Genomic DNA, 19481 nt, shown 5'->3' on the forward strand with positions numbered 1-19481 from the left:
TAAAATAATGGAGGACAAGTTATGAAAAAAGCAGTCATTTCAATGGGTATGGTTCTTGGCATTGCAGCAGGAATGGCTACAATGCCGATTGGTGTTTATGCTGATGAACAAGTCAATAAGGATTACATTGCCGACTTGATTTGGGAAGAATGGTGGTTTGGTACACCAGAAGACGGCACACAATTTCCTGAAGCATCATATGAACATCATTTGATTGAATCATGGCTTGATGAAAATTTTGATGAGTATAAGGACGATGTTCCGTATGCTATATATGCGTATCGAGAATACTATAAAGACCTTGTTTCTAATTGGGCGTTTGAAGATGATGATAATGGGAATTACTATATTACAGATTTAGACGGAAACATTCTGTACCATTTTAATTTTGTCAACGGCAAATGGAATATGGCTGATGAAAATGGAAACGTAGTAGACAGTTTTATGCCGTTTAACACAGTAGAGTGGGAAAAGGAACAAGAAGCCAAAGAAGAAGCGAATCAGTCCAATTCTAATTCTGAGGAAGAAAGTAAAGATTCATCAACTTCACAACAGCATAAACAAAATAACAATCGCAGCAATAACACCGGAAATTCTGTACATAGAGTTCTTGGAAAAACCACACAACAACCAGCAACCGAAGCTGCTACGGATGAAGTCACAGAAGCTGAACAAGCAACTGTAAAGTCGTCTGCAAAAAGAGGTTTGCTTTGTGGTACGCTTCTTGCAGCAGTTATAATAATAATAATTTTTGTTGTAATGCACAAGAAAAATTATAAGAAAGGGAATGAGCATGATACTAAAAAGTGAAAAAAGGTTCTACGATGACAAAGAAAAGAAGTACAAACAGCCTTTATGCGAATTTGATACAGAGAATCTCATTGTTACAGATACAGATTCTAGCACAGGAGCATCCACACAGAACAGCTTTGTTAGCGTTTATATTCGGCGTTATATTCCATATATGCTGGAACGGAATCCTGACAAGCTTCAGGAACTTGTCAATCAAGGCGAAATATATTCGTATTTGCTGAAATTAGAAACAAGAGCAAAGGATGCAGAGTTTGACCAGATTGAGAAGTGGTTGGCGAGTGATAAGGAATACCTGCTTGCAGTAAAGAATGATGATTTTATGAAACGCACTCAACTGTACAATGCTTTTCAGGAGCAAGCAAGAGAACTGATTTTAGATAGTATAATTTTTGTGTAAGGGAGCAACAATATGTCGATACTTTTATTGCCGTTCAAAATAGTTTTTCTAATAATCGCTTTTATATTAAAAGGTATCCTATACCTACTTGCATTTATTCTAAACTTTATTTCTGAGGTTTTGGTTGCTTTGCAATACATACTCGGAAGTATCTTTGTGCTGATTGCTATTGGAGGAACTGTTGTACTTGTCAAGAGCATTCAAAATGGTTCTCTTACAGGTTTGCAGGGGGGCGTTTTAATAGGCGTTTTGTGGCTAATTTCTATGACATTCAGCTTGATGTTCTATTTAAGTAGTGCAGCAGCAGACTTGTTTGAAAGTATCGGTGATTGGTTAGGCGATACAGCTCTTGGATTTTTCTACTAAGATTCTATTGTGTTAAATAAAAAAGCGATAGACTGCGTAACACAGTTTATCGCTTTTTTCTATATTCAAAGAGCAAATTCTTAATCAAGACTTTGCTGGTTTTTTTTCTTCTTTATTGGGTGCGGTTTCTGTTGTTCTCGTTTTTTCTGGGCGAGTGCATTTTTCCGAAGCTGCGAAACTGACATATATGGTTGTGTCTGTGGCTTGTCCTTTTGAGTAGAACCAGCAGCTATTGTTACAAGTTCTCTTTCAGAAGATTTATCAGATATTTCCGATTTAGAGAATGTTAAAGGCGTTGTTTCATTCGGAATAACGGTGCTTTTCATCTTTTGAATTGCTTTTGAAACTGCCTGTCTTATCTCTGTAAAAAAATCTTCTATTGGTGGTGGAGAAAATGCTTCGGAAGCAGACAATGTTGCTATTCCAGAAAAATTTGAAAATGTTCCGTTGTGAAAATCATTGCTGAATGTTACAATTTTCACTGAAGAGGACGCAGTTTGTTCCGATTGCTTTTTGGAAATTTCTTTTAGTTCGTCTTTTATAATACTGATTATTTGAGCTGCTTCTTCTGAACATGATTGTTCTTCCAGTATTTCTATAGCAGCATTGAGTTTGATTTCATCATCTAAAGTGTTAAGGAACGAATCGAAAGACTGCATATAACTTTCCATATACTCTTCACTGTTAAATGCAACACTTCTTAACTGCATAACTGGAGCTAATTCTTCTGAAATATGCTTTTTTACAGAATGTTCGTAGGATAGAAGAAATTCTCCTAAACATTGACTATTAAATTTAGCTTTATCATTAGAAAAAATCAGTTTTCCTGACAGCCGCATAAATTCATCTGAAAATAACCTATTTCCTATCTTTATGTGCGAATTTAAGAAGTTCAATCTAAATGGTTCAAATTCATTTTTTCTCTCGAAAATTGCTAGAATAGGATATATATCATTTGCAACATCTTTTGCTTTTCCATAGAGAGAAGAAACGGGTATATATCTATGATTTTTATCAGGAATAAGGGCAATTGCACTCATATTTCGATTTATTATAATATCGAATTTTTGATTTCCGTTGTATTTTCCTATATACTCTGCTTTTGCAGCAACTGATGTCAATTGAGATAGATTATTCAGTTTACGTTGGGTATATTTTAGATACTTCTTAGTTTCACTTTCATTCTGCCCTTGAATAAATGATACATCGTTAATTAACTCCGCATCGCTTCCTAATCTATTGTAGAATTCTTCTGCATCTGTTGAAACCCCTGTTACTCCAGAACGTTTTAATGATTGAGTATTCTTATAATCAAGACCAGTTAAATGAAGAAAATTCTTTCTTTCAAATTTTACTTCACGATATGTAATTGCGTTATGCTTATCTATAAATACATACAAAAAACTTTTTCCAACTAAATTTCTCTCATAAAGAAGTTTTTGCTCCTCAGCACGTTTTAGTGCTGCTGCAACACTAGAATATCTTTGCAATTGAGATGCCATATAATCTATTTATCCCTCCTTGTACTTCTTTTATCATAAAATACATGAAAAAAGCCAACAGTTTTACCTGTTGGCTTTAACTTTCAAAACAGCTGATTTTTATAGTCGCTCTGGTCGACCAACTTTCATGCAAGGAGTAATTCTCTTTGCACGGTGCATACTATACTTTCAAGTAGCAGTGAACTTCAGAGTTTCGGATACACGCCATCAGACAATAGATACAATCCATCTCTAATGTGTCCCTCAAGTGTCAGCTACACTAAGAAAAGCTACGGATAACTTTCCTCACTATTATTATATCCGATTTCATCTGAAATGTCAAGGGCTTTTCTATATTTTTTCTTTGCAAAAGAAAAAAATCAGAATAGCTTTTTACATTATACTTTATTTTTCTGTAATCGTCAAGAGCTTTTTATTTCAATCTAAATTCTGCTCTTTCTTTTTTTGTTTTGGCTCAGAGCCTTGCTCCTGTTTAGCTGAAATTGCAGCTTTTCGCATTCTGGCACGTTCAAAATAACAGGTTTTTGGCTTGTCGGGGGCTTCTTTTTTCGCCTGTGCAGCTGATGCAGCAAGTTCTGCGGTAAGTTCCTTTAATGCAGTTTCCATTTCTCCAAGTGTCCTGCCATCCTTACTCAAAAGTTCAAATGGTTCACTAAGAATCTTCTGTGCATTGCTAAAATCAATTTCAAGAGAATTTAATTCATTCTCCGTATGTTGGATACGTTGGTCTATTTTTGCTACACTAGATTCCAGTCGGCGAAGATTAGTATCATAGGAATCAACGAAATCACAAGTGTACTTTGCTGCTCCACTAAGAGATGCAGAAATAGCTGCAACGCTTCCGTTTTCTTGTATTCCAAAGTTTCCAAAGTCCTTTATTGTAACAGATAGTGGAAATCCCATAAATTCACCGATTTCAGTTGGTGTATCACGTTCTTTTACCATGGAAAGCACAGCGTTTCGTAAGGCATCTGCTGCATCCTTCCGGTCAGTGTACATTGTACCAGCTATTGTAATTGCAAATGCAGGACGATTGGTCTTGGCATCAATAGGCAAGCTTCTGACATGCTCTTTATCAGTTTTTAAAGATTCCATCGTGTGTTCTAAATCGCTTTTTGATTGTGGATATGCTGCTACAAGGTCTTGCATATCATAGATTCTGCTATCATGCTCACGTTTTTGTATTCTCATATTTGATACTTCGTTTTCCATATCGGCACGTTGCTTTAGTCTTTCATCACCAATACAAAGAGCTTTTATTTCGCTGTAATTCAAAGCCTGTTGGTCAACATCTTCCGCACTTCTGGACATGGTGTCCGATGTCATAATCTGCGAAATAAAATTTTGTTTGCTTTCCAAAAGCTGATAAGAATATGCATCAAATGTACCTTTTGTAACGTAGCGATATTGATGTACATGCTTATTTTCGTTGCCTTGTCGAACCAGTCTTCCTCGCCGTTGCTCCATATCAGCTGGTCGCCAAGGAATATCCAAATCATGTACTGCAATCAATTTTTGCTGTACATTTACACCAGTACCCATTTTAGATGTTGAACCGAGTAATACTCTAACTTCTCCAGAGCGAACTTTTGAAAATAATTCTTCCTTGTCTTTCTCAGTTTTAGCACTATGTATATATGCAATTTCATCCGGTTGTACTCCTTTTTCGATAAGTTTGTTCCGAATGTCATCATATACACAGAAATCACAAGCTTCTTCTAATGAATCCATATCTGCTGCTGACTTTTCTTCATTTGCAGTCGTTTTGGGACTACTGCCGGACGGTACACCTAAATCGCAGAATATAATTTGTGTAAGCTTATCCGGTGTGGTTTCTTCATAAATCTGATATACGTTTTCTACGCATTGATTCAGTTTTGTGGCTGGATTATCTTCCAATGTTGGGTCAATTAAACGTGGGTCTAATGCTAATTTTCTGCCATCACCAGTTATTTTCAAGGGATTATCTATGCGTGGGTCTGTAACAGTACGATTTTGCAAAGCATCTGCACGGTCAGATAGTTCACCAAGCATATCCTTTTGTTCTTCTGTCGGCTCTACCTGAACAACGTGCATTTCACATTCCGGAACATCCAAATTCAGCATATCAGCTGTGCGAATATCAGCAATTTGCTTAAACATTGCCATTAACTCTGGTATTCCCGTATAGCTCATGTGTACTTTTTGCTTTACATCACTTCCTGTTGTGTTCAGTTGCCAATCTGTTTGCTGTTTACCGAACACACTTATCCAGTTGTCAAAGTTATCAAGTCCCTTGCCTTTTAAGAAGTCATGTTCCAAATATCGCATCATTACATGCAGTTCGGTCATAGAATTGCTTAATGGCGTACCAGTTGCCATAACAATACCCTTACCACCTGTCTTTTCATCGAGATACTGGCATTTTAGGAACAAATCCATAGCCTTTTGAGAAGACGATGTAGAAATGCCGGATACGCCCTGTAATTTTGTCGCTGTAAAGAGATTTTTGAACTCGTGGGCTTCGTCTACGATAAGCTTGTCAATACCCATTTCTTCAAAAGTTACAGTATCATCTTTCGGAGTATCTAATAGCTTGTCCAATCTCTTTTTCAGAGATTTTCTGCTACGTTCTAGGGCTTTTATCTCTACTGAACCGCCATCAGCTTCTTTTAGTTCCTTAATACCTGTTACAATGTCCTGTATCTGCTGTTCCAACAATGCAATTTGTCGTTCTTGTGAAATCGGGATTCTGCCAAGTTGCTGATGACTGATAATTACAGCATCCAAGTCGCTAGTTGCAATTTTCGCAAATAGTTGTTTTCGATTGGATTCCTGAAAATCTTTTGCAGTAGCTACAAGGATATTTGCACCCGGATACAATAAGCGAAAGTCTTCACCGATTTGTTCAGTCAGCTGTTTTGGAACACAAATCATAGGCTTGCTGCACAATCCCAATCTTTTTGATTCCATAGCTGTTGCAATCATTTCAAAAGTTTTTCCAGCACCTACGCAATGTGCAAACAGTGTATTACCGCCAAATAGTGCATGTGCAACTGCATCTTTTTGATGTGGTCTAAGAGAAATATCTGCATTCATTGTAGGAAATGTAAGATTGCTTCCATCAAATTCCCGTGGTTTGATGCAGTTAAACATTTGATTATACTGTTCTACTAATTCATTTCGGCGTTCAGGGTCTTGAAAAATCCATTCTTTAAATGCTTCTCTTATTTTATCTGCTTTTAGGTGTGCTGCTTTTGTTGCTTTATCATCAATTACTCTTTTTTCTTTCGTTTCGCCAAATGGCAGCGTTTCAACTACGACTTTATAGCATTTAGGTTCTCTCAAATTCAGTAGGTCTTCCATGATTTGATAAGCACTTTTATGCTTTGTACTATACTCTTGTTCATGTACTGATAAATTTCTATAACGTGTCGGTTTGGGGGTGATTGACCATTCTCCAGACCTTTCAGAATGCGTTACCTTAATTGCACTTTTCATGCTGGATTCTGCATTTCTATATTGCTTTTGCAGCATATATTTTTTGTAGAATGGAGCATCTTCTAGCTGCTTTTTACAATCATCCATTATCCTTTGCTGAAAATCCACTTGCTTTTCTTCTGACGTACCAAATGTTTCATACATAAACTGACGATAAATTTTTGGGTCAATCCAAGATGCACCAATTTGAATGTCAAGGTCTTCTGCTTTTAGCATAGGTGGTTTGGATTCTTTAAGTACTTGAACATTTTTTTCAAATCTGCTATCTAATGCAGCTGCTTTTTCTGCTGCTTCTAATTTCTCATAGATATTTCCTGATAAATATTCCGCAGCAGTTTGATAAATTTCCTCACCGCTTGAATTTGGCACAAGATATATCTCGCTTTGTAGCTCTTGAAGTAGTTCATCTTTTGTTTCTCCGGTCAGCATTTGCATATATCCAATATCTACTTTAGCTTTTTCGGAAAGAGAAATAGTCAGAGCTTCCATTGCTGTATCAACATGTTCAACTGCCTTTGGCGGTTTTATTGTTCTCTTCGTAAATAAATCAGATTTTTCGGCAGTTCCTTTACTCAAATCATAGCTTTTCTCTAAAGATGCAACCAACGGATAGGATACATCTTCGCCAAACATGGACTTGTTAGCTCTGCTGTGCAAAAGACCATGCTTTTTAGAAAAGCTATCATATTGTGCGTTTAATTGCTCTTGAAGAGAACGAATTACATCATCCGATTGATTTTGTTCCTGTGCAACTAAAAGCTCTCGTGTCGTATCACGAAGTGAAATAAATGCTCTTGCTGCCTGAATCTCTTTATTGCTATGATTGCATTTAGGAACACAGCATCTATCTGTTGTCTTGAAATAAATCTTATGATTCTGCTCGAACAAACTGAAATTACGCAATTCTTCTGGCGGAGTGACCTGCAATCCATCTATTTTTGGATAAACATCATTTGCCTTTACATCAGATATTGTGGCAGATAACTTTGATACAGCTTCTTTCAGCTGTTCTTTTAAATCTGCTCCTTCGATAGGTACACACATTGTTCCATGTCCATACATCTTGTTACCCTCTACCATCTCGCCTAAGACCATATCAGGATGTTCTGAGAAGTATTGATTGATTGGAAGTCCTGTATCTGTTTAGCCAATATGCACCCACTCTGGTTCAATTACAGGCGGTTCAGAACGCTTTTGCAGAAAGATAATATCCGATGTAACATCTGTACCAGCGTTTTTAGAGAATGTCCCTGACGGCATACGAATAGCACCAATCAAATCTGCTTTTTCTGACAACTGTTTTCTAAAGTCTTCGTTTGCTTTATCTAGTGTCCCAGTAGATGTAACAAATGCAACAATACCGCCTTCTTTTACTTTGTCTAATGTTTTTGCAAAGAAATAGTCGTGCAGCTGTTTTGTGCCATATTCTTTGTCAAAAAAGCCCAAATCACCGAAAGGAACATTGCCTACTGCCATGTCAAAACTTCCGGTTTGAAAGTCTGTTTTTTCAAATCCCTTTATTTGAATATCTGCATCAGGATAAAGCTTTTTTGCGATTCTCCCTGAAATACTATCTAGTTCAACACCATATATCTGTGTTTCTTTTTGCAAGTCTGTGGGCATTCTGCCGATAAAATTACCCACTCCGCAAGACGGTTCTAAGAGATTTCCGCCCTCAAATCCAAAACTCTTAGCTGCATCATAAATGCTATCAATTACGATAGGCGGTGTGTAGAAAGAATCCAATACGGAAGCTTTAGCAGAAGTGTATTCACTATCGGTAAGGGCTTCTCGTAATACTGCATATTCTTTTGCCCATTTTTCATTTCCACTGTCAAATGCTTGCGGCATACCGCCCCATCCAACATATTTTGAAAGAACTTCTTTTTCTTCTTCTGTTGCCGGACGATTCTCTGTTTCAAGCGTTTTTAAGGTTTCAATTGCTGCGAGATTTGCCTTAAATTTAGTTTTTGCACCACCTTCGCCCAGATTATCATCTGTAATGGTAAAGTTTGAAGTTTTCTCAACTTGTTCTTTCTGTGGTTCTTCCGGCTTTGCTTCTACTTCAAATTCCTGTGATATGTCTTTGAAATCCTTGTCTTGAACCAACTTTTCAATTTGTTGTGATTGCAATTCGCTTTCTACTTCTGGATTAACAATAGAAGGACTTTCTTCTGTGATACCGGATTCTGCAAAAGCTTCTTCTGTTGTCTGCGATTGTTCTTTTTCTTTGTTAGAATCTTCATCTTGCAGTGTTGGTGATTCAGTTTGCTCAATTTTTGAGGGTAATTCTTCAAACGATTCTGGCATAGTATCTGAAAATGATTCAGCGTTTTCTTCCATTAAGGTTGGATTCTCTAAAACTTTCTCATCAGAAAACGCTGGCATGACTACCTGTTCAACAGTACCTACTTCTTCAATTTCTGAAAGCTGTTCCGGACTGTCAATGTATTTATACAAATCAGTATCTAGCAACTTGCTTTTAGGGAGATTTTCTGTAACTACAAACGCCCCAGATTCTCTTTTTACTGTACAGTCATCTTCATACCAAGGTAAAGCTCCTGCCAAAGAAACAACCTCACATATATCACCTGTACGCAAGTTCTGAAATTTATCACCGATTTTTAATTCATAAGGTTGCGATTCTGCATCGACAACAGAATCGTTTTCTTCTTTCTCATTTTGTAGTTCTTCAGCCGATTCTGATGTTGCTCCCGAATTTTCTTCTTCAACTGATTCAATCAGTTCCTCAACTTTTGTAGAATCTGTTATGGAAACACTGCTCTCATTTTCGGGTTCAACCTCTATATCTGAAAATGACATCTGAATGTTTTGACTACCTATATCTGTAATGTTTTGTTCTGAATCAGAAGCTTCTTTCTCTTCTGATTCAATTGATTTAGAATCAGAATCCAATGATGCAGCTTGCTTTTTTTCTGACAAAAATGTTGTTACTTGTTCTAAGGAATCATTTGTGGTTACAGCTTGACGATACATATCAGAAAAAATAAGTATATCATTTGCGGAAACTGTTTCATCTATCAATTGTTCTATTGCAGCTTGCGGAACTCCAATGTCAAAGGCATGGACTATGGCTGCCTTTTGTTCTTCATTATAGTCATGTCCAGCTGTAATTTCAGAAAGTGTTACATCTTTATCCAACTGACTTTTACATTCTATTAGGCTAAGAAATGACGTATCGGAATTATCTGAAATATACGCTGAAATATGCTGGTTAAGTTGTTGCAATTGTGAAGGAGTGTAAGCAGCATCAATATAAGTTGCAATTAAGCTGGTTTGTCCGGAACGAGCAGAATCTTGTATGCTACTTTTCAATTCTGATAATTGTTCATTAGAAATCCCACGACTTTTTAAATCTCTTTCTATCTGGTTCTGATTTCTTGCAAAAGAAAGTTCTTGCATAAAATCCTTAGCAGAACTTTTTTCTACTACAAACACTAGTTTTTCGTCACGCAGTAAACAAGAATAGGGAATCTTATCCGCACTTTCAAGTAGTGGTTTGATTTCTTGATACTCTTGTGGCTGGAGTGGTGCAGTTAAGTAATAGCAATCCTTAAAATCAGGTTTAGATGGTTCTTGAATAGACTGATTGCTGCTTACTTCTTTTCCTTGTTGCCTATCTTTAGGGATTTGTGCTTTCCGCATCTCCAATATCTTTTCTTTTAGCTCTGACACTCGTTTTCTATCAGCTTCACTAACTGTAATAGTTGATGATATTCTTCCGATTTTTGCAGAGAACTTTATGTTTTCCTGTTCAAGTAATTCTGCAATCTTTAATGCAGTTTGAGTTGGAGCTGCAACATAACTTTTCTGCGGAATATACCGATATTCTGCATTGCCGATAATTTGGTGATTTGGTGGAGTGTATTCTTTTTGCGATTTACGCATTGTAAGTGTTGCTGCATAATCATTACCGAGCAATTCACGAAATTTATCTTCTTCTCTATCGTTGATTGCTACTACTACTGCACCATTTCTTGCAAAAGCATAGTAATTCATACCTGCATTATCAAGTGTTTCTCTATGCTGCAAGAAATCAGATTCTCGCATTTGAAAAATAGTCTTATCTTTATTATTCGTAGCATCATTCCAAAAGTGGTTTCCGTATGTCAGAAGTTCTTGCTTTTTAGCAGGAGATTCTATTGTCTTGGGAATGTCACGCAGTTGGTCATTCCAGTCTTTATACTTTGAATCAGCTGTCAAGCGATGCATTTCAGGATACTTTTTCTGTAATCGCTCTGCAAAATTGTTTCCGGCTTCATCATTATCTGAACACAAGAACACCTTTTCAGGAGAGATATGATACCTTTCCATTGTTGCTTCGACAATATTAGGCTTCACACCCATCATACTAATTAAGCGATGATTATCAAGTTCATTCTGGTGCAGTTGCATATAAGACAGCATATCAATGGAACTTTCAAAGAAAAGAGCATTTTCACCATTTCCCTTTGTTACTTCAAAGCCATATCCAGAAGCAGAACCAACAGCAATTCCTTTGTATTTTTTATCGGATAGCGTTCCTACCTTTTCTGCACCAACAGTTTTACCGAATTCATCTTGAATTAGAAAAACAGCATTTCCAGTTTTTGATTCCTGCTGTATTTTTCCGTCTTGAATAAGACCATGTACCATTTCATAATTTAATCCTCTTGTTTGAGAAAGATATGCAAGTACACGTTTTTGTTCCGTGTCAACGTTGAGATGTATTTCTTCTGGCTTTTGAGGTTCAGTTCTTGGGGTTCTATTTTGTGTAATTGTATCTGCACTATATGAAAGCTCTGGTGTCTGATTGCCATTCAACATTTTTACTGCATCATAGAAATCTTTTCCGAGGAACTGACGAACAAATGAAATACTATCTCCGCCACGCTCTTCACTGAACTGATACCATTTTGCCATTTCACCTTGCACATTATCTTTGATATGAACGCTATCGTGTTCTGACATGATATATTCTTTTCCAACTCGTTTTAAATCAACGCCTTGGCTCATTAAGAAATCGGGCAGATTCACACGTTTGGCAGCGTCTATTTCCTCCTGAGATACTCTTTTGGATAAATGTGACGGTTGGTGTTTTTGATGCTCTGAACGGGCTTGCAATGCTTGTATGACCTCTTGTTTGAAAGAAATTTCAATTTGCATTCTGCGAAAGTTAGAGCTATCAAGAGGGACATTTTGTTTTGTCAATGCTGCCTGATTTTCAGATAACTTTTGTTGTAATCGGGAAATGGCTGTATCATACCCGATTCTTTCAGCAATGTCAAGTAATCTTTCTTTCCTATCAGCATTTCGTTCCATTATAATATCTTGCTGTTCCATGCTGTAAACCTCCTTACTTATTCATTTTTTAAAATGGAGCAATGCTTGTAAATTCATAACTGGCATATGCTTCAAAGATAACAATTTCATCTTCATACTCCGTAATGCTAATGCAATCAATAAAAAGTTTGCAGTCTTTACAATCAAACATTGCAATACCATTTATGTAATCAATAAGCAAATTTCCTTTTAGTACTAGTGGCTTTGAATTGCTGATAGAGGTAGCCTTATCGGTCAAAGAGGGAACATCAGTGTCTACCAAATACATATCACTATAAATTTGTATCATTATAATTCCTCTTTTCCTCGTTTGGTACTTCGATGTTGTGTTTGTTGCTGTTCTTGCTTTTGGGCTTTTTCATGTTGCTGATGCAACTGCTTTCTTGAAAAGAACACAGCCCCTTTATCTTTTTTGTGAATCGTAACTGCCGATTTATTTCCGTCAATCACAGCGGAATGAGAAACTCCTTCTTTTTGCAATTCGGATATGGCTTGACGTGCTTCATCAGCAGTCATACGTTGTGTATATCTATCTTCTTTTGAAAGCTGCTGATAAAATTCCGGATTGATAAATTCTTTTGTCTGCAATTTTTGTGCTTCTGCACGAGCAGATGTTAAGTTTTGAACATCTGATTTTGCTACTGTAATTGCTACAGCTGTTTTTCCTCGTTCTACTGCGGAATATGAAACATCTTGATTGTCCAACGCCTGCATTATTTTTTTTGCACTATCGGGTGAAACAACGGTTGTTACACGTTCAGATTTAGGAATCGAAGCATAATACTCTGGGTTGATTTTAGAAGTATGGACTTCTTCTTTTGGCTTATCTTTTTCGCTTTCTCCTTTTGTAGGGCTTTTTTCAGGTGATAGGAACTCGTCCGCTTTTTCTTGAATGTTTTTCGCTGCAATTGCAGCAAATTCCTGTAATGCAATGTCGTCATGCTTGTCTAATGCAATTGTTACAACGCTATTATCCTGTACGGAAATTGCCGAGAATGCTATGCCCATAGCTGCAAGGCTTTCTAATATCGTCATTGCTTGTTCTGCCGGATACGTTTCCATGTGAAGATTTTCAGGAGAAATTTGATGATAATAATCAGGACGAATAACAAAAGAACCATCCTTATGTATTTCTGCTTTTTCTTCATCTGCTAAGGCAAGCAGAAAACTTTTTTCGGAAGTCTTTTCATCTTCAAGCACTTCTTCCGTATGGCTTTTTTCTATGTTATCTTGTTGTGTTTCTTCCATTTGTTCATCATAAAAATTTTCTTGTTCTGGAGGAAGATTATTGATTACACCGTCAATTTGATTATAATTTTGTTCCATTGACATCTCTGCTGTACGAAGATATTCAGTACCATCTACGGCAACTTCTTCTGCAAGTCGAGATAACGTCATATTATTTGCTGTGCTTTCTATCGTTACACCAGTTTGCTGCATTGCACCGTCAATGTTTTCAGAAGATTGTTCAGAAAAATTGATTGGCAAGCGTTCAATCTTTTCGATACGAGCCGAAAGTTCTTCTCGTCTGTCCTGAATGGCTTTTATTTTTCCTTGGATACTTAATTGTTCAGTCGTATTTTCAGCTTTTTCATATCGTTGGCTTAATCTTGCTATCTGCGTATCACATTTTTCTATCTTAAATGATAGGGAACGTCGAGAAGCATCATGCAGCAAATCCATGCACTGTGCGTATTCTTGTCTGCGTTTTTCTGGATTTAAAACTGCAAAACTTTTTATCACCCCACTCAGCCCCTGCAATTTATCCGCTTTGGCTTGAGAAACAGCAATTTTATGTTCTAATGTAGCAATCCTATCGTTGTGCTTCTCTATCTTTGCTTCACGCTTAGGAATAGAAATATTTTGAATTTTATCTATTTTTCTCTGGTTACGGTCTATCATCAAATTTACAACAGAAGAAGGTACACCGCCAGATAACCCTTTTAGCATTTCATTCGTTGCTTGTAGACGCTCCGCCTTTGCTGATAATTTTTCAATTTGTGCTTCATTTTTCTCTATTTTTCCTTGCCGTGAATCAATCCTGTCACTTAATGATTCAATCCTTTCCTCATGACTTTGATGAATGGAATTTAAAATTGGCAATAACGATTCTTTTTGAACTGGTGCTTGTCTTTTTTCATCAGAAGTCTTGACATTACCCTCTGAATGTGTTATACTATTATTAGATTTAGAGCTGATGGATGTGTTCTCTAGGGGCGATTGTAGCCCGGCAGAATGAAGCATCTCATCAGCTCTTTCTATTTCATTTCGCACACCCTGCATTGTATAGGCAATGCTGTCATCAAAGCTGATAAATGTTTTTTCATCTGGCAATTGTAGTCCCATTGTGTTAAGTAGTTCTTCGGCACGTTCCTGATTCGCTGCAATAAGGTTTCCCTGATTCAGCTGTTTATCCAGATAATTTCCCATATTGTTTCGTCCGTATGCACTTGCTATCCGGTTTACCTCATGGAATCCTTTCTTTTCTGAAAGAGATACAGCTACCATAATGGGACGATTTTCTTTATCTTGCAACTGGGTAATAGCGACTAAACTATTCTCTTTGTTACCCTTTAGTATCATTACTGGATTTCTCAGCTCTGCTGGAAGCTGCTTCATAATATCCGCATCCAGTCCGTGTCCATGGTAGTGTTCATCTGCTTCTGACATACATTTTACGATTGTTCTTGGGGCAATAACGACTTGTAAATCTTGATTCGCTCCAGACAGTGCAAGGGCATTTGATGTATCGCCAATATGTAAAAAATCTGATTTTTTATCAGAACCCAGAAACAAATCAAGTTCATTTGCAAATGATTCATCTTGTTTCAGGTTCTGCTGGATTTTTTCAGACATACTCAGAATTTGATTTTCTTCCGCTGTCAAGGCGGATTTTTCTTTTTCCATTACTGGCATAGTTTCATTTCTCCCTATCGTTAATATGGTTTCTTTGTCCGTTCAAGATGTTCTGTATATTCCTTTTCAGACCTTTGAACGTATTCATTCGATTTTTCTGCTTGTACTTTTTGGGCATTTCGTTTCAGAACATCTCTGGAAACATATGCTTCTTTTTTCTTCTGGTCATCTTCTTGCTGCTGACGAAGTTTTTCTGTTTTGTTCAGAGGTTGAATATCGTTAGTTCTTTTCTCTAGCAGCTCCTTTATTTCTGTATTTGCTTCATGATTTAGTTGGATTTCTTCCTGCAAAGCCTGTTTTATTGTCAAATCATCGGAAAAACAGAGAGATGTATATGTTAATGCAAGACCGAATTGTAAATCAGGCGGTTTCCTTTCTAATGAAGACACAGAAACATGCAATACAGCTGCTATTTCGGGGAGTAAAGCTTGAACTGCTTCAGATTGATTTTCACCGGAACGTAGTTGCTCAACTCTTTCATGAAATTCAGCATTTACAGAAAGACGATTGCTCCTTTCAATAATGTCGGATACTCTATCCCTATCTTTTTCAATGAATGCAATCAACATTTTATGGTCATTGATTTTAGCGTGATAGGCAATTGAACATTGTTCTAATCCTCTTAAAATGAAATCAGGATTATTCACTTGAATGTTTAAAAATTGCTTATCCGGAATTTCGGATAAGGGTACTCCATGTTCCATCACAATGAAAGCACCGCCTTTAATCTATCCATCAGCTCAGGATTTTCAGCAGCATTATTTTCATCAAACTCTCCATAATGATAAAGATAAATGCCATATAGATTTTCCTGTATTTCTTCCGGATACTCATACAAGATTTCTGAAGGAATATTCAGTACTTTAGCAACATTTTTTAGTTCTTTACGAATCATTCCTTTTCTTGCAATCTCAAACAGCCTGTAAACATCGCTCTTATCGTTTAAATAAGCATACATCAAATGAGATTTTGTTTCTTCATCAAGAGAGCAAAGCGTTTCATAAGAATAATCAAACCCGATTACATTTGAAACATCTTTCATTGTTATATTCAAGGTTTCAGAACGCCAAATCTGTTCCAACTCTCGCAGAGCATCTTGTATAACACCTTCGTTCTTCTCATTTTGGATGTCATACATTAAAACAATGGCTTCCATTGCATTCAATGCATCCTGCGAAAAATCTGATAAGTTATCAACTGGCAACTTTAAGAGTTTTGCTGCTATTTCAATTGATTCATTCATAGTTATTCCTTTCTTGTTCATGGACAGTCTGTCCACACGTTTTAGCTTTATTTTTGAATAAACGCCACAGTTGGAAAGTACATGGTTTTCATCTGTGGCGTTTGCATATTTATTAAAGGTTAGTTTGAAAGAGGTGCATACCAAGCAAGATATTTAGATAAAGTAAGCACAACATTGGAATTATAGGCTTCAATCATTTGTTTGCGTGTTGTGTATCCGGTGGTATCATCCATTAGATATTCGCCATACCATAACCCAAAGAAAGACCACATGGCATTATCACGAAGAGAATCAGTTAAATCAGGAATGGTACTGCATTCGCTAAGAGCAACTATTTTATTCGCTGCAATCTTCTGTAACCCATAGAACTGTTCATAACGACTGCTATATTTTTCTGTTGCATCGAGGTATATATCTGCGGATGCAATGTCGTATTGTGTTTCAGGAACAGTATATGATTCACTTTGACCGTTCCAAATCCATATAAGGTTATGCAATTTATGATATTCGGTAAGACGTGTATATAACAGATTCCAAAGCCATTGATAAGCATCACTACCAGCCGAACCCCACCAATACCAACCATTACTTGCTTCTTGTAAAGGTCGCCAAAGAACAGGCACATTTTGACTTTGTAGCTTTTTTAATGCTTTTGCTGCTTTATCAATATCTCTAATAAGAGCTTCACAATCTTCTGTTATCAATCCATCTTTTTTCATTTGCTGAATTTCAGAAAAACTGCATGTAGCAATGTCTAAGTTTGTGATAGCATCCCATAAAGAAAAATCTGTTTCTTCACTGTATATGGAAGATTTACCTGTCGGAGCTTTCCAGTTCCAAATCAAACCTACAATACCGCCTTGATTGCTCCATTTTAATGATGCAGCAGCCGTATCATTTCCAGATTCATCAAATAAGTCAGAAAATCGAATAACAGGGAGTTGTCCAGTGATTTTATAGATTTCTGTAAGTTCCGTATTTTCCTCACTTGAAACATATTGACCAGAAATGATGTGTTCTCCGTATTGCTCTTGAAGAAAACGCATTAGTTTTTGTGTTTCCTCTGTTGCATCAACATCACACAAAGTATTTGATACATCTGCTATTTTCAAGTCATTTGAATTTTGCAAAAGGATACAATCTATAGCAGCATCACCGCTTATTTGTTGCACAGTAATCTTTTTTGTACCAGCTTCTAAGTATACGCTTTTAATAGTTGCTTGAATAAAGTGACCTGTCCCAGAAATTTCGAGTGTACCACACATTTCATCATCTATCTGTAATGTGCATACAGCATCACTATCTGCTTCCAAAATTGCAGAAACATCATAATGTTGAGATGCCGGAACATTCACAGTAAAACAAATCGTATTCTGTAAATCGCCTGATAAACCAACAACATAGCCACTTCCAGTGTATCCCGAATATTCTGTATCTACCTGAAACCACTCAGACAACTTGCAATCTTCGGCTTGAACTCTGACATCAACAGGATATTTCAAACTTACTGGAGCTTGTACAACTTTCTCAGGATAAGTTGGTGCAAAGATAGTTGTTGTTGTCGTTGTTGTCACTTCTGTCACAGTACTTGTTATGGCTGCCGTTGTTCCATACTCTGTTTTTTGTATAGGCATTGGCTTTTGATAAAGGTCAATAGCATAGCATCCAGTAAGCAAGAGAAAGCATGGGATAGATAAGATAATGGACTTAATCCATTTCAAAGCAATCACTCCTATGTTATTTAATGCAATGTGTTTTCTTATACTTTTGATAGGTGTCTGTCAGTTTTTCGGCACATTCTGGGCAAACATCAGCTCCTTGAAATGACAACATTCCAGCACGTTTGTTACTACAAAACACACATCTTAAACACCTCTTTTTCAAAACAATTTGATTTGCATTGTCAATGTAAATCTCGACTTCGTCACCATAATCCATTAAATGAAGTGAACTACGAATCTCCAAAGGGATATATAATCGTCCAACTGAATCAATTTTCTTGATTTGAAAAAGAGAATCTTTAGTTAGCTTGCTTTCTTCTACGTTACAGGAAAGATAAATCATATTTTTCTGAACATAAATCTGAATGTATTCTGTTTGAAAATGCTCTCGAATACCTTTTGGAAGTGACAATCTCCCACCTATCTCGATTCTTCGTGTCAACCCTGTAAATTTCACTATAACTCCTAAAACAATCAAAAGTCGAAATCAAAAACAGAAGTCTTTTCGGGTTCTTCAAATCTTGCCATAAATGCTTTTTTACAGGAAGCAAGTCTTTCTTCCATGTAGGCAAACATCTTTTCAATGTTATCCGGTGTGTAATCCACGGAACGCTTCGTTGCGATTTTTTCAAGATAAGCCAGCTGGATGCATATCTTGTTCATTCGTTCTTTGGAACTTTCCATAAATTTAGCCTGCTTATCTGCATCCACAACAAATTCTTCTGTTCCTTCTGCTACAATGTTTTCTTCGTAATCCATATCCATGATATTTTTCATCCTTTCTTATACTAAATAGTCGTTATCCTTTAAGCTGTCATACAAATATTCGTCCATATCGTCATCATTGTGGTCTTTAAGCTCTTTTTGCAGTTCTTCCTTATCTGCAAGTAAACTCCGAATGTAAAGAACTGTACTGATTGCTGCCACAGATGCAGCGGTAATCCAAAAAACAACTGCTTTCTTTTTCATTTTAACCATCCTTTTTCTTTCCGCTGCTTTTCCAGCTATAATATGTTTTTCCGTTATACTCTCGTTCTGATACTTCCGGATAGACTGTAGTTTCATATCCATTTGAAGTAAATGAAATGGATTTTCCGGATAATAGTTTTGTCAGCTGTGATTCTGTCAGCTTTTTTCCGAATACTGCGGAAGTATTCATACCACATTTTCCAGTACAATAGAACCCAAATTTTCCGCTTTTGATTTCCTTTCCGCATTTTGGACACGCACCAATCGCTCCAGCAGAACTTTCTTTTCGGTCAACAAAACTCACCTTATCATCAACGCTTCCATATTCATCACAAAGTTCAGAAATGTATTTTTGAATTTCAAGTATGAAATCATCGGCATTTTTCTTACCTTGTTCGATTTCAAGAAAATCAGATTCCCAATCCGCTGTCAATTTTGCAGATTTGATTTTGTCCGGAAGCAATGAAATCAATTTATTGCCATCTTCTGTAGCAATAACTTTTTTTCCCTCACGTTTCACATACTTGTGGGCGACTAACTCTTCGATAACGGTAGCTCTTGTTGCTGGTGTACCAATTCCTTTCTTCTCTGCGTTCTCATCAAAATCCGCTGCACTGGCATGTTCCATAGCAGATAACAAAGTATCCTCTGATACATTTTGTCAAGGTGGTTTTAAGAAATTTTCCCGCAATCGTTCATAATAAGCCGCTTGATTTTATCGCTCATAGTTT

The 19481-nt window shown here is 36.7% G+C and carries 14 protein-coding genes and 1 pseudogene; 3 read left to right on the forward strand and 12 right to left on the reverse strand.

Annotated elements, in window-relative coordinates; translation table 11 throughout:
• Positions 1 to 21: 21 nt before the first annotated feature.
• Genes OCV68_RS02160 through OCV68_RS02170 form a run of 3 tightly spaced genes read left to right on the forward strand, consistent with a single transcriptional unit; the run spans position 22 to position 1576 of the window.
• Positions 22 to 810: a hypothetical protein gene (locus tag OCV68_RS02160; protein ID WP_262570351.1), complete on the forward strand. Its 789-nt coding sequence runs from the start codon at positions 22 to 24 to the stop codon at positions 808 to 810.
• Positions 794 to 1210, forward strand: coding sequence for a TnpV protein (locus OCV68_RS02165; protein ID WP_262570352.1), 417 nt, complete (start codon positions 794 to 796; stop codon positions 1208 to 1210). The genes OCV68_RS02160 and OCV68_RS02165 overlap by 17 nt, the downstream gene beginning before the upstream one ends.
• Positions 1211 to 1222: 12 nt before the next feature.
• The gene (locus OCV68_RS02170) at positions 1223 to 1576 is read left to right on the forward strand and encodes a hypothetical protein (RefSeq protein WP_262570353.1); all 354 of its coding nucleotides are present in this window, start codon (positions 1223 to 1225) and stop codon (positions 1574 to 1576) included.
• A gap of 80 nt (positions 1577 to 1656) precedes the next feature.
• Here OCV68_RS02170 and OCV68_RS02175 read toward each other — a convergent pair whose 3' ends face one another.
• The 12 genes and pseudogenes from OCV68_RS02175 to OCV68_RS02230 form a co-directional block, all read right to left on the reverse strand.
• Positions 1657 to 3078 (reverse strand): PBECR4 domain-containing protein, encoded by a 1422-nt coding sequence (locus OCV68_RS02175; protein ID WP_262570354.1) that lies wholly within the window; start codon positions 3076 to 3078, stop codon positions 1657 to 1659.
• A 417-nt stretch (positions 3079 to 3495) separates the two neighbouring features.
• Positions 3496 to 7620, reverse strand: coding sequence for an SNF2-related protein (locus OCV68_RS02180; protein ID WP_262570356.1), 4125 nt, complete (start codon positions 7618 to 7620; stop codon positions 3496 to 3498).
• Positions 7621 to 7701: 81 nt separating this feature from the next.
• Entirely contained in the window at positions 7702 to 11901 is a 4200-nt protein-coding gene (locus tag OCV68_RS02185) for a toprim domain-containing protein (protein WP_262570357.1), read from the reverse strand.
• Positions 11902 to 11929: 28 nt separating this feature from the next.
• On the reverse strand, positions 11930 to 12190 hold the full coding sequence (locus OCV68_RS02190) for a hypothetical protein (protein ID WP_262570359.1): 261 nt from the start codon (positions 12188 to 12190) through the stop codon (positions 11930 to 11932).
• Positions 12190 to 14817 carry a MuF-C-terminal domain-containing protein gene (locus OCV68_RS02195; protein ID WP_262570360.1) on the reverse strand — a complete coding sequence of 876 codons (2628 nt, stop codon included), beginning with the start codon at positions 14815 to 14817 and terminating at the stop codon, positions 12190 to 12192. The genes OCV68_RS02190 and OCV68_RS02195 overlap by 1 nt, the downstream gene beginning before the upstream one ends.
• Before the next feature lie 20 nt (positions 14818 to 14837).
• Positions 14838 to 15524 carry a hypothetical protein gene (locus OCV68_RS02200; RefSeq protein ID WP_262570362.1) on the reverse strand — a complete coding sequence of 229 codons (687 nt, stop codon included), beginning with the start codon at positions 15522 to 15524 and terminating at the stop codon, positions 14838 to 14840.
• Complete coding sequence (locus tag OCV68_RS02205; RefSeq protein WP_262570364.1) at positions 15521 to 16060, reverse strand: hypothetical protein; 540 nt, start codon at positions 16058 to 16060, stop codon at positions 15521 to 15523. The genes OCV68_RS02200 and OCV68_RS02205 overlap by 4 nt, the downstream gene beginning before the upstream one ends.
• 119 nt (positions 16061 to 16179) lie before the next feature.
• Positions 16180 to 17781 (reverse strand): glycosyl hydrolase, encoded by a 1602-nt coding sequence (locus tag OCV68_RS02210; RefSeq protein WP_262570365.1) that lies wholly within the window; start codon positions 17779 to 17781, stop codon positions 16180 to 16182.
• Between the two features lie 16 nt (positions 17782 to 17797).
• On the reverse strand, positions 17798 to 18193 hold the full coding sequence (locus OCV68_RS02215; protein WP_177496176.1) for an AbrB/MazE/SpoVT family DNA-binding domain-containing protein: 396 nt from the start codon (positions 18191 to 18193) through the stop codon (positions 17798 to 17800).
• Between the two features lie 62 nt (positions 18194 to 18255).
• Complete coding sequence (locus OCV68_RS02220; RefSeq protein WP_022411922.1) at positions 18256 to 18546, reverse strand: hypothetical protein; 291 nt, start codon at positions 18544 to 18546, stop codon at positions 18256 to 18258.
• An 18-nt stretch (positions 18547 to 18564) separates the two neighbouring features.
• On the reverse strand, positions 18565 to 18750 hold the full coding sequence (locus tag OCV68_RS02225) for a hypothetical protein (protein ID WP_022411923.1): 186 nt from the start codon (positions 18748 to 18750) through the stop codon (positions 18565 to 18567).
• A gap of 1 nt (position 18751) precedes the next feature.
• Positions 18752 to 19393, reverse strand: a pseudogene (locus OCV68_RS02230) (DNA topoisomerase); the annotation flags it as partial.
• Positions 19394 to 19481: the final 88 nt, after the last annotated feature.

The organism is Huintestinicola butyrica (assembly GCF_025567215.1).
GTDB lineage: Bacteria > Bacillota > Clostridia > Oscillospirales > Ruminococcaceae > Huintestinicola > Huintestinicola butyrica.

Bases quoted from the DNA above. Each gene is read 5' to 3' on its own strand.
- OCV68_RS02160 (WP_262570351.1), top strand. From the start codon at position 22: ATGAAAAAAGCAGTCATTTCAATGGGTATGGTTCTTGGCATTGCAGCA.
- OCV68_RS02165 (WP_262570352.1), top strand. From the start codon at position 794: ATGATACTAAAAAGTGAAAAAAGGTTCTACGATGACAAAGAAAAGAAG.
- OCV68_RS02170 (WP_262570353.1), top strand. From the start codon at position 1,223: ATGTCGATACTTTTATTGCCGTTCAAAATAGTTTTTCTAATAATCGCT.
- OCV68_RS02175 (WP_262570354.1), bottom strand. From the start codon at position 3,078: ATGGCATCTCAATTGCAAAGATATTCTAGTGTTGCAGCAGCACTAAAA.
- OCV68_RS02180 (WP_262570356.1), bottom strand. From the start codon at position 7,620: ATGTATGGACATGGAACAATGTGTGTACCTATCGAAGGAGCAGATTTA.
- OCV68_RS02185 (WP_262570357.1), bottom strand. From the start codon at position 11,901: ATGGAACAGCAAGATATTATAATGGAACGAAATGCTGATAGGAAAGAA.
- OCV68_RS02190 (WP_262570359.1), bottom strand. From the start codon at position 12,190: ATGATACAAATTTATAGTGATATGTATTTGGTAGACACTGATGTTCCC.
- OCV68_RS02195 (WP_262570360.1), bottom strand. From the start codon at position 14,817: ATGCCAGTAATGGAAAAAGAAAAATCCGCCTTGACAGCGGAAGAAAAT.
- OCV68_RS02205 (WP_262570364.1), bottom strand. From the start codon at position 16,060: ATGAATGAATCAATTGAAATAGCAGCAAAACTCTTAAAGTTGCCAGTT.
- OCV68_RS02220 (WP_022411922.1), bottom strand. From the start codon at position 18,546: ATGGATATGGATTACGAAGAAAACATTGTAGCAGAAGGAACAGAAGAA.
- OCV68_RS02225 (WP_022411923.1), bottom strand. From the start codon at position 18,750: ATGAAAAAGAAAGCAGTTGTTTTTTGGATTACCGCTGCATCTGTGGCA.